Source organism: Candidatus Methanosphaera massiliense (assembly GCF_028890305.1).
Taxonomy (GTDB): Archaea; Methanobacteriota; Methanobacteria; order Methanobacteriales; family Methanobacteriaceae; genus Methanosphaera; species Methanosphaera massiliense.
On sequence record NZ_JARBXM010000001.1, the window covers coordinates 180,655 to 194,925 of the forward strand.

The following is a 14,271-nucleotide window of genomic DNA, read 5'->3' on the forward strand; positions in this document are numbered from 1 at the left end:
GAGTTTTTATTAAAAAATATAAATTTTATTAATAAATTAAAAAAATAGTTGATAAAAAAAAGAATTATTAAAAAAAAGTATCTAGTCAAGAATACCTTTAAAGAATTTTAATCCGTCTTCTGAACGTAATAGTTTTTCAACAGCTCTTTCTGGATGAGGCATTACTGCAACAACATTTCCTTCATTATTACATACACCTGTTATATTATCTAATGAACCATTAGGATTTTCATCTTCAAAAGTTAGAACTATTTGATCATTATCATATAATTCTTCAAGGTTATCAGTATAATATCTTCCTTCTTTGTGAGCTATAGGTAGATTTACTAGTTCATCTTTTTTGTATAATTTTGTAAATGGTGTTCTTGTAGTATTAATTTTGAGTTTTTCATTTTTACATATGAATCTAGCATTTTCATTCTCAATAAAAACTCCAGGAACTAAATCAATTTCACCTAGAATTTGAGCACCATTACAAATACCTAAAACTGGTTTATTTTCTTTTGCAAATTCTTTTATAGCTGTAATTATTGGTGTTATACCTGCAATTGATCCAGCTCTAAGGTAATCACCATAAGAAAATCCACCAGGTATTATAACTACATCCATGTTTGATAAATCTTTTTTATTCCAATCTATGTAATGTGGCTTAGCACCTACTATATTAACTGCATATTCTATGTCTCTATCACAGTTAGTTCCAGGAAATCTAATAATACCTACATTAACATCAGTTACATCTGTCAATATTATTCCTCACTAATTGTTATTTCATAATCATGAATCACAGGATTACATAATAATTTTTGACACATTTCATCTACTTCTTTGTATGCTTCATCTTCATTGGTTGCATCAATTGTGAACTTAATTATGTCTATAGTTTGTGTATTACTTACTTCATAATTTAGTAATGCTAATGCTTTTTCAATAGTAGATGCTTCTGGGTTTAACATACCTTTCTTTAAACTTATTTTAACTTCCACATCAAAATTCATAATAAAATACTTCCTGACTAATTAGTTTTTTTAATTATTCTTAAATCTTTTCTACATTCCATTTATCTTTTTCTTCATCAGTTAACACTAAATTAACTACTTTATGGTATGCGTCAACAACACCTTCTTCTCCTTTTCTGAAGATATCTTTGTCAAAATTATCTAATGTTTCTGCATCCCATAATCTTGTTGTATCTGGGCTTATTTCATCACCTAATACTAGTTTTCCATCTTTGTCAAATCCAAATTCTATTTTAAAGTCAACTAATATTAATCCTTTATCTATTAAGAATTTAGATAATACTTTATTTATTACATGGGTAATTTCTCGTATTTTATCTAATTGTTCTTGTGTAGCTATTTCTAATGCGGTTATGATACTATCATTTAACATTGGATCATGATAAACATCATTTTTGTAGTCAAATTGCATTACTGGAGGTTCTAATTTTTGGTTTTTGTGAAATGGATATTTCCTAAGAAGACTTCCGGTAGCGATATTACGACAAATAACCTCTAATGGTATCATGTCAAGAGATTTTGAAAGCATTTGGTCAGGTTCTACTAATTTAATATATTGAGTAGCTACACCATGCTCTTCTAATACTTCAAATAGTTTTGCAGAAATTAAAGCATTATATGCTCCTTTTTTACTTAAAGTATCTTTTCTACCACCATCGAGTGCAGTAATATCATCTCTGAATTTAATGATTACTTTATCATCTTCGCCATCTACTTTATATACATCTTTTGCCTTTCCTGTGTATAGTAATTCTTTTTTTATTTCAGTCATTTTTAATTCCACAATATTTTTTAAAATAGTCTAATAATCGTAAACAATTAGACCTGTTATTCTAATTGATATTATAATATATGTCAATGATAAGTATTATAATATATGAATTAAATAGTTTAATACATAAAGATAGAAAATAATATATAAATAATTTAGATTAACTTTAAGCTAATCAGGAGATTATAATATGTGTGGAATAGTAGGATGTGTATTAAATAAAAAAGCTGCTCCAACAATAATTGACTCAATAAAGAAATTGGAATATAGAGGCTATGATTCCGTAGGAATCGCAACAGTAACCGATAAAATAAACGTGAAAAAAGGTAGCGGAAAAATAGATGAAGTTGACTCAAAAATAAATCTTAAAGACATAGATGGAAACATAGGAATTGCTCATGTAAGATGGGCAACACATGGTAATCCCACAACAGAAAATGCACATCCACATTGTGATTGTAAAAATAAAATAAGTGTAGTACACAATGGTATAATAGAAAACTATAAAGAATTATATCAAGAACTTAAAAACGAGGGACATGTATTTAAATCAGAGACTGATACGGAGGTAATACCTCATTTAATAGAAAAATACATGGATGAAGGACAAGATTTGTTAACTGCAACACAATCAACAGTTAAACGTCTAATTGGTTCATATGCACTAGCAATAATATCTTCAGATGAACCTGATAAAATTATAGGAGCTAGAAATGAAAGTCCTCTAATAGCAGGAATATCTGAAAATGGTAACTACTTAGCTTCTGACGTACCAGCAATACTAAGTGAAACAAACCAAATAATCTACTTAGAAGACAAAGAAATTATACAAGTAGACAAAAATGGCATTAAAATCATGGATTTAGACCTAAATCCAATAGAAAAAGAAGTAACAACAATAACATGGGATCCTGAAATGGCTGAAAAAGGTGGATTTGACCATTTCATGATTAAAGAAATCTACGAAGAACCACAAATAATAAAAGACACCTTATCCGAAGAAAATAAAATTAAAGAAATTGTGAAGAGATTCAAAAACTTTAACAGAATATGCTTCGTAGCATGTGGAACCTCATATCATGCATCATTAATCGGAGAATATCTCATAGAATCAAAGATAGGTATACCAACAGAAGTAATATTAGCATCTGAATTTGAATACTTCAAGAAAACTCTTGATGACCACACACTAGTAATTTTCGTAACACAATCAGGAGAAACAGCAGACACTATAAAAGCACTTAAAATAGCAAAGAAAAAATCTGAAACATTAGCAATTGTTAATGTAGTGGGTAGTTCAATAACAAGAGAGGCAGACCATGTTATATACACAAGAGCAGGACCTGAAATAGGTGTAGCAGCTACAAAGACATACATTAGTCAATTAATATGTATATACTTATTAGTTGCATACTTAGATGAAAACCAGGAATTACTCGATAAGCTACATTCATTATCAGGTTTAACAGAAGAGTTACTAACAAAGGAAAAACAAATACAAACGATAGCTAAAAAATATAGTAAAGCAAAAGATTTCTTCTACATTGGAAGAGGATTTAATTATCCTACTGCATTAGAAGGAGCTTTAAAACTTAAAGAAATAACCTATATCCATGGTGAAGGTTATCCTGCAGGTGAATTAAAACATGGCCCATTAGCATTAATTGATGATAATATTCCAGTTGTAGGAATACTACCACCAGGTCCAAGTTATAATAAAACATATAATAACTTGCAAGAAATAAGAGCTCGTGGAGCAGATGTTATTATCCTTGGTGCAAATAATGATACTCAAATAAGTGATTTTGAAGATAAACTCTTATTTAATCCAATAATTGATGAAGAGTTAGCACCATTACTGTATATAATTGATTTACAATTACTAGCATATTATATAAGTATAGAAAAGAATATAGATCCTGATAAACCAAAAAATTTAGCTAAATCAGTGACAGTTGAATAAAAAATAGATAATATAAATAATATAGGTGATATTATGAATGATAGTACTAAAGGTGGATTCATTGTAGTATTATTAATTGCCATAATAGCATTTGGTTCTGGAGCAGTATTCGGAATGAATAATATTGGTGAAGATATGTGCAAACAGATATTACCAACTTCTATTAGTACATCACCTGACAATATAAACACTATAAATGAAGATTCATTTACTGTACAAAATATATCTTTACAGAAAGATGATAGTAATTATACTAATACCGTAGACCCTGTTAACACTACAGACAATATAAATAATACAAATAACATTACTAACAATACCAACACAGCTAATAATAAGACTACAAATACAACAAATAATACAACAGTTGCAAATAACACAGCCAATACCGACAATAACACTGTATCCGAGGAACTTGATTATAATACAAAAAACATGGAAACATTAGAAGGTATTACAAATAACTTTATTCAAGAATTATAATCTTATCCCCCCCACTTTTATACTTTTTTTCAGATAATAAATTTTTAGATAAAATTAATTAATTAAGAAAAATATTATAATAAGAAAATTATAGGAAGAATTTGAATGTTTACTACAACAATAACCCCACGTATAGGCGATACTGATGGATTAAGACATATAAATAACAATGTAGTACCGATATGGTTCGAAACTGCAAGAAATCCAATATTTAGAATATTTGTACCAAATTTAGAATTAACATATAAGAAATGGAATTTAATTTTAGCTCATACTGAAACTAATTACATTAAACAAATATATTTTGGATATGACGTTGAAATCAGAACATATGTTTCAAGAATAGGTAATAGTTCATTTACAATAATACAAGAAGTATGGCAAAATGGACAGTTAAGATGCAGTGGTCTTGCTACAATGGTACATTTTAACTTTATAAAACAAAAAAGTGAAAGAATACCTGATGATGTTCGTAAAGAATTAGAAAAACATTTAATAACAGAAAAAGAACTCAAAATAAAAAATGATAAAGAAATGAAAGAAAATAAAAAACATATAGAAGAATTTGATTATATTGAATCAGATATGTAACTCATCTTCTCCTTCTTCTTACATTTGATTACCCATAATAAAACTAATTATATCATCCGGTGATGATCTATTTACTATAGATAAATAGGGATCCTCTGATTTTTGTTTTATTACTAAAATATCTGAAATATTACCTTCTTGAATACTTATATCCTTACCTAATATTTTAAAACCGTTTATTGTAGCCATTTTAAGAATATCATGTGCTGTTATTTTATTTTTATATGATCCACGTACTGCTTTTAGTGTATATTCCATTTCTCTGAACATGTCTGGCTTATTAAACATGACATTATCAGTTCCTAATGCTACGTCTATCTGTTGTTCTGCATATGCTGATATTGGCGGTACTCCTACTGATAACATACCGTTAGACCTAGGACAAGATATAATAAAGGGACTTGATGAAGATAATAAATCTAAATCCTGCATTATAGGATAAGTTACATGTACTAGATTTGTGTAACCTGCACGTAATGCTCGTTCTACTTCTGTTTGATTTGTTAATTGAACTGATTGTTCCTGTAATTCATAGTATTCTGCTACATGAACCATTGCTATTTTATCCTCTGCATTACATACTTCAGCTATTTGAAGCATTATCTCAGGGTCAACATCTTGCACACCACTTAATCCTATTCCATCACAATGCTGTATTAATTCTCTTGTTATTAATCTTGCTTCTTCTGGTGTTGTGTTTGGGTCATAGTATTTATCACTTCGTCCTAATATACATGCATTTATTGGAAGGTCATATATTGCTTTTTTTAGTAATTCAATACCTTTTAATCCACCTTCTCTGAAATCTATAAATGTTGAAGTTCCTGAATATAACATTTCTTTTGCTGCTTCATGCATTGATTCAATTATCTCTTGATCAGATGCTTGATTTAATTTTTGATGTTTAAGTCCATTTGGTGGTTCAACTAATTCTTTTATAGATAAACCATCTCCTACATCCTTTGCTATAGAGTCTCCTATATGAGTATGTGCATTTATAAAGGCAGGTGTAACAATACAGCCTGTAGCATCAATTATTTCACCTTCTTCATAATAACGTGATAATTTAATAATACGTCCTTCATCATTTATTACAACATTAGTGTGAACAGGATCTAAGTTAAATCCTGTGAGTACTAAACCATTTTTAATAGTCATCATAAAAATCATCTCGAGAAAAATTTGTTAAAAAAAATGAAAATTTAATAAAAAAAATAATAAAAAGAGTATGGATGTTAATTTAATTCAATTAATGTTATAACTCACCATATTCATTAAGTGATTTTACATTAAGGTCTCCAGAACCTGCTTCTTCAATTGCTTTAAGAACTGCATTTGCACCAGCAATAGTGGTTACGTATGGAATTCCTAACTCAATAGCTAATCTTCTTATAATATATCCATCATCAGCTGATTGTTTACCTGATGGTGTGTTAACTACAAATGCTACTTCACCATTAAACATTGCATCACGTATATTTGGTGAACCTTGACTAACTTTTCGTATAATGTCAATATCAACATCAGGTGCTGCATTAGCTGTACCTCTTGTTGCTATTAAATCAAATCCTAATTCTTTTGCTTTTTTAGCTATTGGTGCTATTTTTGGTTTATCTGAATCACGTACACTTAAGAAGAATTTACCTTCTGTTGGTAATTTCATATTAGCTGCTAGTTGTGCTTTATAATATGCTAATCCAAAGTTTTTATCAATACCCATACTTTCTCCAGTTGATTTCATTTCCGGTCCTAACACTGTGTCTGCATCAGGTATTTTTAAGAATGGGAATACTGATTCTTTTACTGATACGTGTTTTATATCAGAATAATTTACTAAATCAAAGTCAGTTAATTTAGCTCCTAACATTAGTTTGGATGCTATTTTAGCTATTGGTATACCAATAGATTTACTTACAAATGGTACTGTACGACTAGCTCTTGGATTTGCTTCAATTATGTATAATTTTGGTTCAGGATCCATTTTTATAGCATATTGTATGTTAATTAAACCAATTACTCCTAGTTTTAATGCTAGTTTTGTAGTATAGTCTTCTACTTGTTCAATTATTTTTTCTGGTATTGTTTGTGGTGGAATTACACATGCTGAATCACCTGAGTGTATACCTGCCTCTTCTATGTGTTCCATTATTCCACATACATATACATTTTCTCCATCTGCTAGTGCATCTACATCTAATTCTATTGAATCTTCTAGGAATTTATCTATAAGTATAGGATGTTCTTTTGATACTTTTACAGCTTCTTTCATATAATCTTCTAGTTCATCATCATCATATACTATTTCCATTGCACGTCCACCAAGTACGTATGATGGTCTTACTAGTACAGGGAATCCTATTGAATGAGCTGCTTCTCTTGCATCATCTAATGAGTTTGCTATTCCATAGTCTGCTTGTGGTATTTTCAATTCATTTAAAACTTCTGTGAATTGTTCCCTATCTTCTACCATATCTATACTTTCGAATGGTGTTCCTATTATATTATATCCTGCTTTACTAATAGCTTCTGCAAGGTTTATTGAGGTTTGTCCACCAAACTGTACTATTACTCCATCAGGTTGTTCTTGATTTAAAACTGCTAGTACATCCTCTTTTGTTAATGGTTCAAAGTATAGTCTGTCTGATATATCATAATCAGTACTTACTGTTTCGGGGTTGTTGTTTATAAGTATTGTTTCAACATTTTCATCTTTTAATGCTAATGCTGCATGTACACAACAGTAATCAAATTCTATACCTTGTCCTATTCTTATTGGCCCTGCACCTAGTACTACTATTTTCTTTTTATCATCTTTTATTATTTCTGGTGCTGAATCATATGTTCCATAGTAGTATGGTGTTTTAGCTTCAAACTCAGCTGCACATGTATCTACCATCTTATATTCAGGTTGTAGATTAAGTTCAAGTCGTGCATTTGTTACACTATCTTCATCTAAACCAATTAATTCACCAATTCTCTTATCACTGAATCCATATTGTTTGATTTCTCTGAATAATTTTGTATTATATAATACACTGCTTCCCTGCATTTCAATTCTTTCTTCCATGTCAACAATGTTCTTTATTTTATGTATGAAGAATGGACTAATATTTGTAATCTTTGCTAATTCATCTATTGATCTTCCATCTTTTAATGCTGAATATAATTGGAATATTCTTTGATCAGTAGCATGTTCTAAGTCATAATCTGTATATTCTGTGTACTCAAATGCTTCTTGATCTATATCTAATGAACGTATAGCTTTCTGTAATGCTTCCTCGATTGTTCTACCTATTGCCATTACTTCTCCTGTAGACTGCATTTGTACTCCTAATTCTCCAGTATTACCTTTGAATTTATCAAATGGCCATCTAGGTATTTTTGCTATTACATAGTCTATTGCTGGTTCAAATGAGGCTGGTGTTTCCTTAGTTATGTCATTACTTATTTCATCTAAGGTCATACCTAAAGCTATTTTTGAGGATACTTTAGCTATTGAATATCCTGTAGCTTTTGATGCTAATGCACTACTTCTACTTACCCTAGGATTTACCTCGATAACTTTGTACTCCTTTGTTATAGGATGTACTGCGAATTGTATGTTACATCCACCACATATTCCTAATGCTCTGATAATTTTTATTGATGCATCTCTTAATCTTTGATTATCCTCATCAGATAATGTTTGTGTTGGAGCTACAACTATACTTTCACCTGTATGAATACCCATAGGATCAATATTTTCCATGTTACATACTATGATACATGAATCATTTTTATCTCTCATTACCTCATACTCGAATTCTTCCCATCCAAGTACTGATTCATCAATTAATACTTGGTTGATAAAACTCATTTCTAATCCATGGTTTACAATTTCTTCGAATTCTTTCTTATTATGAGCTATTCCTCCACCAGTTCCACCAAGTGTAAATGCTGGTCTTACAATTGCAGGATATCCAATGTCTTCTACTGCTTTATATGCTTCTTCTAATGAATTTACAGCATGACATTTAGGTATAGGTTCATTTAGTTTTTCCATGAATTCAGCAAATAAATCACGGTCTTCTACATTATTAATTGTTTCTATTGGTGAACCTAATACACGTACTCCTTCAAGTGCACCCATCTTCTCCAAGTCTATTGCAATATTTAAACCAGTTTGTCCACCCATGGTTGGTAAAATTGCGTCAACTTGTTCTTTTTCAATTATTTTTGCTACTACTTCTGCTGTTAGTGGTTCTACATATACTCTATCAGCAGAATCAATATCTGTTTGTATTGTAGCTGGATTACTATTTACCAAGACTGTTTCAACGTTTTCTTCTCTTAATGATTTACATGCTTGTGATCCAGAATAATCGAATTCTGCAGCTTGTCCTATTTGTATAGGTCCTGATCCAATAATTAATACTTTTTTAATATCTTTATCCTTTGGCATATCGACTAACTCCTAAAAAAAATTTATAAAATTTAATAGTCCACCTAGTAATTCTTTATTGTTTCTACAAACTCTTCAAAGAATTGTTTTGAATCATGAGGTCCCGGTCCAGCTTCTGGATGGTATTGAATACATGATATTGGTAATTCTTTGTGTTTAATTGCTTCAGGTGTTCCATCATTTAAGTTTATTTGAGTTATTTCTAAATCAGTACCTTTGATTGATTCTTCATCAACTGTGAAGCTATGATTTTGTGATGTCATGTAAACTTGACCAGATTCTAAATCTTTAACTGGCTGATTTGATCCTCTATGTCCAAATTTCATCTTATAAATCTTAGCACCATATGTTAGAGCTATGATTTGTTGTCCAAGACAGATACCTGCTACTGGAAGTTTCTGTGCTACTTCCCTGATAGTGTCCTGTATATTATCTACATTTTCTGGATTTCCAGGTCCACTTGATACGAGTACACCATCCACGTCCAAGTCAAATATTTCCTGTGCACTTGTTGATGAAGGTACTAATGTTATTCCTACTCCTTGTTTTGCTAGATTTTTTAGAATATTTTTCTTTACACCACAGTCTATTACTGCTACATTGTATTCTTGTCTTTCTTTGATTATTTTAGGTTCTTTGACTGTGACCTTATCAACTAACTTCATATCTTCTATACGTGGTTGTTCTTCAACTATTTTCATTAATTCTTCATCACTAATATCTATATTAGCTACAGCTGCTTTCATTGAACCACGTTCTCTGATTTTTAGTGTTAATGCTCTTGTATCAATATTACTGATACCTGGTACATTAAATTCTTCTAAGAATTCAGATAATGTTTTTTCAGACTTTGGATGAAAAGGATCTTTACATACTTGTCTTACAATATACGCTTCTACTTTAATATCATCTGATTGATACCAATCAGAGGATACTCCATAATTTCCTTCTAAGGGATAAGTTGACATTAATATTTGTCCCTTGAATGAGGGATCAGTTAATGATTCAACATATCCTGTCATTGCAGTTGAAAATACAATTTCTCCGGATTTAACGGTTTCAGCACCAAAACCTTCTCCTTTTAATATTGTACCATCTTCTAATGCTAATTTTGCAGTTTTTACCACTTTAAAACCCCAATTTTATGATTATGATATTTTTTTATATTAATTATGATTTACACTAATTTTAGTTAATATCATAAATTTCATTTTATTGCTTTAGTGAATTGATAAATGAACATGAAAATACTTAAAAAATATAATTATTTACCCCAAAAAATAATTCTTTAAAATAGAAAAGTTTTCTATTAACAGATAATATTTTATATTAAAATTCATGACATATGTAAAGTCATTTTTCTAAAATAATATGTTATTACACTCTTATTTTTATAATAAAAATATATCCTATGTTAATAGTTCCGTTAAAAGAAAATATCTTATTTTTAATTATTAATTTTCAAAAAATCTTTACATGCCCATTCCTAATATTAATATATATGATTTAATAGTAAAAAAAAGTAACGGTAAAAATAGTGGAAACATGATTAAGTTTCATGTTTAGAATATTCCATAATTATTGCTGCTTCTCCATCATTATAATAATTATCTTCTTCATCTACCTGTACAAATCCTCTTCTACAATAGAATTTCCTTGCACGAATATTAGATTTACGAACTTCTAATCTGATTTTGAAAATATTATTCCTATGGAATATGTATATAGCTTTTTCAAGTAATAAAGACCCTACATGCATATCCTGATATTTAGAATCCACTCCTATTGCAATGATATGACCAAATCCTTCTTTAATCCAGAAAATAACATAGCCTATAACCATGCCACTAATTTCTGCAACTAAAAATCCACAGCCAACATTATACAATTGAACTAATACATCAATAGGATATGGATCATCAAACACGTCAAATTCAATTCGAACTACATCGTCTAAATCGGATAATATAAAGTCACGTATAATCATTAAATAATCACTCGAAAATACTTTCCTTAATTATAATATATATGTTTATTAATTAATTAAAGTCATATTATATTTATATGATGAAACTATGGGAAAACTTTACAGAATATATTATAAATAATTACAGTGATAGTAATAAAATTATTGAAGTTGGAGTAGGTAAGATATTACAGCCTAGCCAAATATTAAAAGAACAATTAAAAGATACCGAAATAAAACTAGTAGACATTAATCCCTGTAATGATACAGTAATTTACGATGATATAACAAAACCGACTGATGAAATCTATGAAGATGCTGACTTAATCTATTCTATAAGACCGCCCGAAGAGTTACAATATGATTTATTCAAGTTATCAGAGAAATATGGTGCTGATTTATTAATAAAACCATTATTTACAGAAGAAGTAAATTACAAACTTCAAAACAAATTAAAACTTGTTAATTACAAAAAAATAGCATTTTATGTTATGAAAAAATGAGTGGTAAAAACAATGGAATGGGAAAAATTAACTATACCTGAAGTTATTACTGAATTAAACACTACACAGGATGGATTATCGAGTAGTGATGCAGAAGAAAGACTAGAAAAACATGGAAAGAATGTACTTAAAGAAAAAAAGAAAGAAAGTGAATTAAAAAAATTTCTATTACAATTCACAGAACCATTGATGATACTATTAATCTTAGCAGGAATAGTTTCAGCATTGATAAATGATTTTCTGGATTCAGCTGTAATATTCTTTGTAGTAATATTAAATGCAGTTTTAGGATATAGACAGGAAAGAAAAGCTCAGAATGCCATGGAAAAACTAAAATCCATGACTACAATGACAACTGTCGTACTGAGAGATAATCAGAAACAAGAGATTAATGTTGAAGATATTACAGTAGGTGATGCTGTAATACTTGAAGAGGGAGATAATGTACCTGCAGATGTAAGATTAATTGAAACATATGATCTTAAGGTTGATGAATCATTATTAACTGGAGAATCATTAGCAGTTACTAAAACAGCCACAGATGAAAATGATAATCATGAAAACATTGTTTACATGAACACTGGAATAACTCGTGGAAGAGCTAAAGGACTTGTAATAGCAACAGGTATGAATACAGAGATTGGTAAAATAGCTTCCATGATTCAGGAAGAAGAAGGAAGTGAAACTCCCCTAGAAATTAAAATTGATAAATTAGGAAAGACATTAGGATTATTCTCAATAATAATTTGTATTCTTATATTTATACTTCAATTATTCCATGGATTTGACATAGCAACTACATTCATGACTGGAGTATCTTTAGCAGTTGCTGCTATACCTGAAGGATTACCTGCAGTGTTAACATTAACACTAGCTCTTGGTATGCAGAAAATGGCTAAAAATAATGTTATTATTAGAAAATTATTAGCTGTTGAAACACTTGGGTCATGTTCTGTTATTTGTACTGATAAGACAGGTACATTAACTCAGAATAAACTAACAGTAACTGATTCCTATATTACAGATAAAAATAAGGCCATTCTAGTCTCAGGGTTATGTAACAATGCTAAGGTTAATAAAAGTAAAGATGTTAAGATTGGTGATTCTACTGATATATCAATACTAGAATTTGCTCTTGATAATGGTTTTGATGATGATATTTCATATGAGCGTATTGATGAAATTCCTTTAGATAGTAATCGTAAGAGAATGACCACTATAAATAAAATAGGTGGTGAGGAATTTGTACTGATTAAGGGAGCACCTGAAATTCTTATAGATAAATGTAAATTTATTGAAGAAAATGGTGAAATTAGTAAATTATCATCAGAACAGGTTCAGCATATCAAAGATAAAATAACAGAATATACAGATAATGCTCTTAGAGTAATATTATTAGCATATAAGAATATTGATAATTATGAGAATTACGCTATTAATAGTCTGGAAGAAGACCTTATATTTGTAGGTCTTGTAGGTATGATGGATCCACCAAGAAAAAACGTGGAAAATTCAATAAAAATTTGTGCTAAAGCAGGAATCAATGTTAAAATGATAACAGGTGACCATAAAAATACTGCAGTAGCAGTAGCTAAAATGGTTGGAATTAATCATCCAGATAAAGTATTAACAGGTGACGAAATTAATAAAATGTCTGATGATGAATTCAGGGACGTTGTTAAAGATGTGAATGTTTTTGCAAGAGTATTTCCAGAACAAAAAGTTAAAATTGTTAAAGCATTGAAGAGTATCGGTGAAATTGTTTCAATGACTGGTGATGGAGTTAATGATGCACCAGCACTTACAAGTGCAAATATAGGTGTTGCAATGGGTTCTGGTACTGATGTTGCTAAAGAATCTAGTGATATGATTTTACAGGATGATGATTTCTCTACCATCACTTATGCTGTTAAAGAAGGTCGTACAATTTATTCAAATATTAAGAGATTCCTCAAATATCAATTATCAACCAATATTGCAGCAATAATTACTATATTAATTTCATCAATAATGTCATTAACATTACCATTTAATGCTGTGGAACTTTTATGGATAAATATAATAATGGATGGACCACCAGCACAGTCATTAGGTGTAGAGCCATCAGATGAAGACATTATGAATGTTCCACCTAGTGATGAAAACATTGTATCAAAAAATAATTTAATACATATTATCCTAGTAGGATTAGTAATGGCTGCTGGTACACTTGGATTATATTTATATGAGCTTTCAATAGGTACAGAACAAAGACTAGCAGGTACAATAGCATTCACAGTATTTGTAATATATCAATTAGTAAACGTATTTAACTGCAGATCTAACAGTAAAGAAACAAATAGAACATTAATTATATCTATTATAATATCATTCCTATTACAGTTATGTGTGATTTACATTCCAGTGCTACAAGAGATATTTAGAACAACAAGTATTCCTTTAATATCATGGATTCCAATTATTATCGTAGCACTCACAATATTAGTAGCTGAAAGAATAATTAGATTATTTGAAAATGAGATAATCTAATACT

11 protein-coding genes and 1 pseudogene are annotated in these 14,271 nt (G+C 29.6%); 5 read left to right on the forward strand and 7 right to left on the reverse strand.

What is annotated here, in order from left to right:
• Positions 1 to 81 precede the first annotated feature (81 nt).
• The 3 genes from purQ to purC are packed head-to-tail and all read right to left on the reverse strand — an operon-like array spanning position 82 to position 1,791.
• Entirely contained in the window at positions 82 to 747 is a 666-nt protein-coding gene (purQ, locus tag OTK55_RS00870) for a phosphoribosylformylglycinamidine synthase subunit PurQ (RefSeq protein ID WP_274870011.1), read from the reverse strand.
• Between the two features lie 2 nt (positions 748 to 749).
• Positions 750 to 998, reverse strand: a complete 249-nt coding sequence (purS, locus tag OTK55_RS00875) for a phosphoribosylformylglycinamidine synthase subunit PurS (RefSeq protein WP_274870013.1) — start codon at positions 996 to 998, stop codon at positions 750 to 752.
• Between the two features lie 40 nt (positions 999 to 1,038).
• The gene (gene purC, locus OTK55_RS00880; protein ID WP_274870014.1) at positions 1,039 to 1,791 is read right to left on the reverse strand and encodes a phosphoribosylaminoimidazolesuccinocarboxamide synthase; all 753 of its coding nucleotides are present in this window, start codon (positions 1,789 to 1,791) and stop codon (positions 1,039 to 1,041) included.
• A 190-nt stretch (positions 1,792 to 1,981) separates the two neighbouring features.
• Between purC and glmS the strand changes: the two genes are divergently transcribed.
• From glmS to OTK55_RS00895, 3 genes and pseudogenes are all read left to right on the forward strand, one after another.
• Positions 1,982 to 3,754, forward strand: a complete 1,773-nt coding sequence (gene glmS / locus OTK55_RS00885; protein ID WP_274870015.1) for a glutamine--fructose-6-phosphate transaminase (isomerizing) — start codon at positions 1,982 to 1,984, stop codon at positions 3,752 to 3,754.
• 33 nt (positions 3,755 to 3,787) lie between these two features.
• Entirely contained in the window at positions 3,788 to 4,237 is a 450-nt protein-coding gene (locus OTK55_RS00890; protein WP_274870017.1) for a hypothetical protein, read from the forward strand.
• Between the two features lie 105 nt (positions 4,238 to 4,342).
• Positions 4,343 to 4,747 (forward strand): annotated as a pseudogene (locus OTK55_RS00895) (acyl-CoA thioesterase); the annotation flags it as partial.
• Between the two features lie 99 nt (positions 4,748 to 4,846).
• Here OTK55_RS00895 and OTK55_RS00900 read toward each other — a convergent pair.
• The 4 genes from OTK55_RS00900 to rimI all read right to left on the reverse strand — a co-directional run bounded on the left by OTK55_RS00900 (position 4,847) and on the right by rimI (position 11,256).
• Positions 4,847 to 5,989, reverse strand: coding sequence for an amidohydrolase family protein (locus OTK55_RS00900; protein ID WP_274870019.1), 1,143 nt, complete (start codon positions 5,987 to 5,989; stop codon positions 4,847 to 4,849).
• A gap of 94 nt (positions 5,990 to 6,083) precedes the next feature.
• Positions 6,084 to 9,269: a carbamoyl-phosphate synthase large subunit gene (carB, locus tag OTK55_RS00905; RefSeq protein WP_274870020.1), complete on the reverse strand. Its 3,186-nt coding sequence runs from the start codon at positions 9,267 to 9,269 to the stop codon at positions 6,084 to 6,086.
• A gap of 44 nt (positions 9,270 to 9,313) precedes the next feature.
• Positions 9,314 to 10,396, reverse strand: coding sequence for a glutamine-hydrolyzing carbamoyl-phosphate synthase small subunit (gene carA, locus OTK55_RS00910; RefSeq protein ID WP_274870021.1), 1,083 nt, complete (start codon positions 10,394 to 10,396; stop codon positions 9,314 to 9,316).
• A 422-nt stretch (positions 10,397 to 10,818) separates the two neighbouring features.
• Complete coding sequence (rimI, locus tag OTK55_RS00915; RefSeq protein ID WP_274870022.1) at positions 10,819 to 11,256, reverse strand: ribosomal protein S18-alanine N-acetyltransferase; 438 nt, start codon at positions 11,254 to 11,256, stop codon at positions 10,819 to 10,821.
• A 77-nt stretch (positions 11,257 to 11,333) separates the two neighbouring features.
• Here rimI and OTK55_RS00920 point away from each other — a divergent pair, with 77 nt between their 5' ends.
• Complete coding sequence (locus tag OTK55_RS00920; RefSeq protein WP_274870023.1) at positions 11,334 to 11,738, forward strand: UPF0146 family protein; 405 nt, start codon at positions 11,334 to 11,336, stop codon at positions 11,736 to 11,738.
• A 12-nt stretch (positions 11,739 to 11,750) separates the two neighbouring features.
• Positions 11,751 to 14,267 (forward strand): calcium-translocating P-type ATPase, PMCA-type, encoded by a 2,517-nt coding sequence (locus OTK55_RS00925; RefSeq protein WP_274870024.1) that lies wholly within the window; start codon positions 11,751 to 11,753, stop codon positions 14,265 to 14,267.
• Positions 14,268 to 14,271 lie beyond the last annotated feature (4 nt).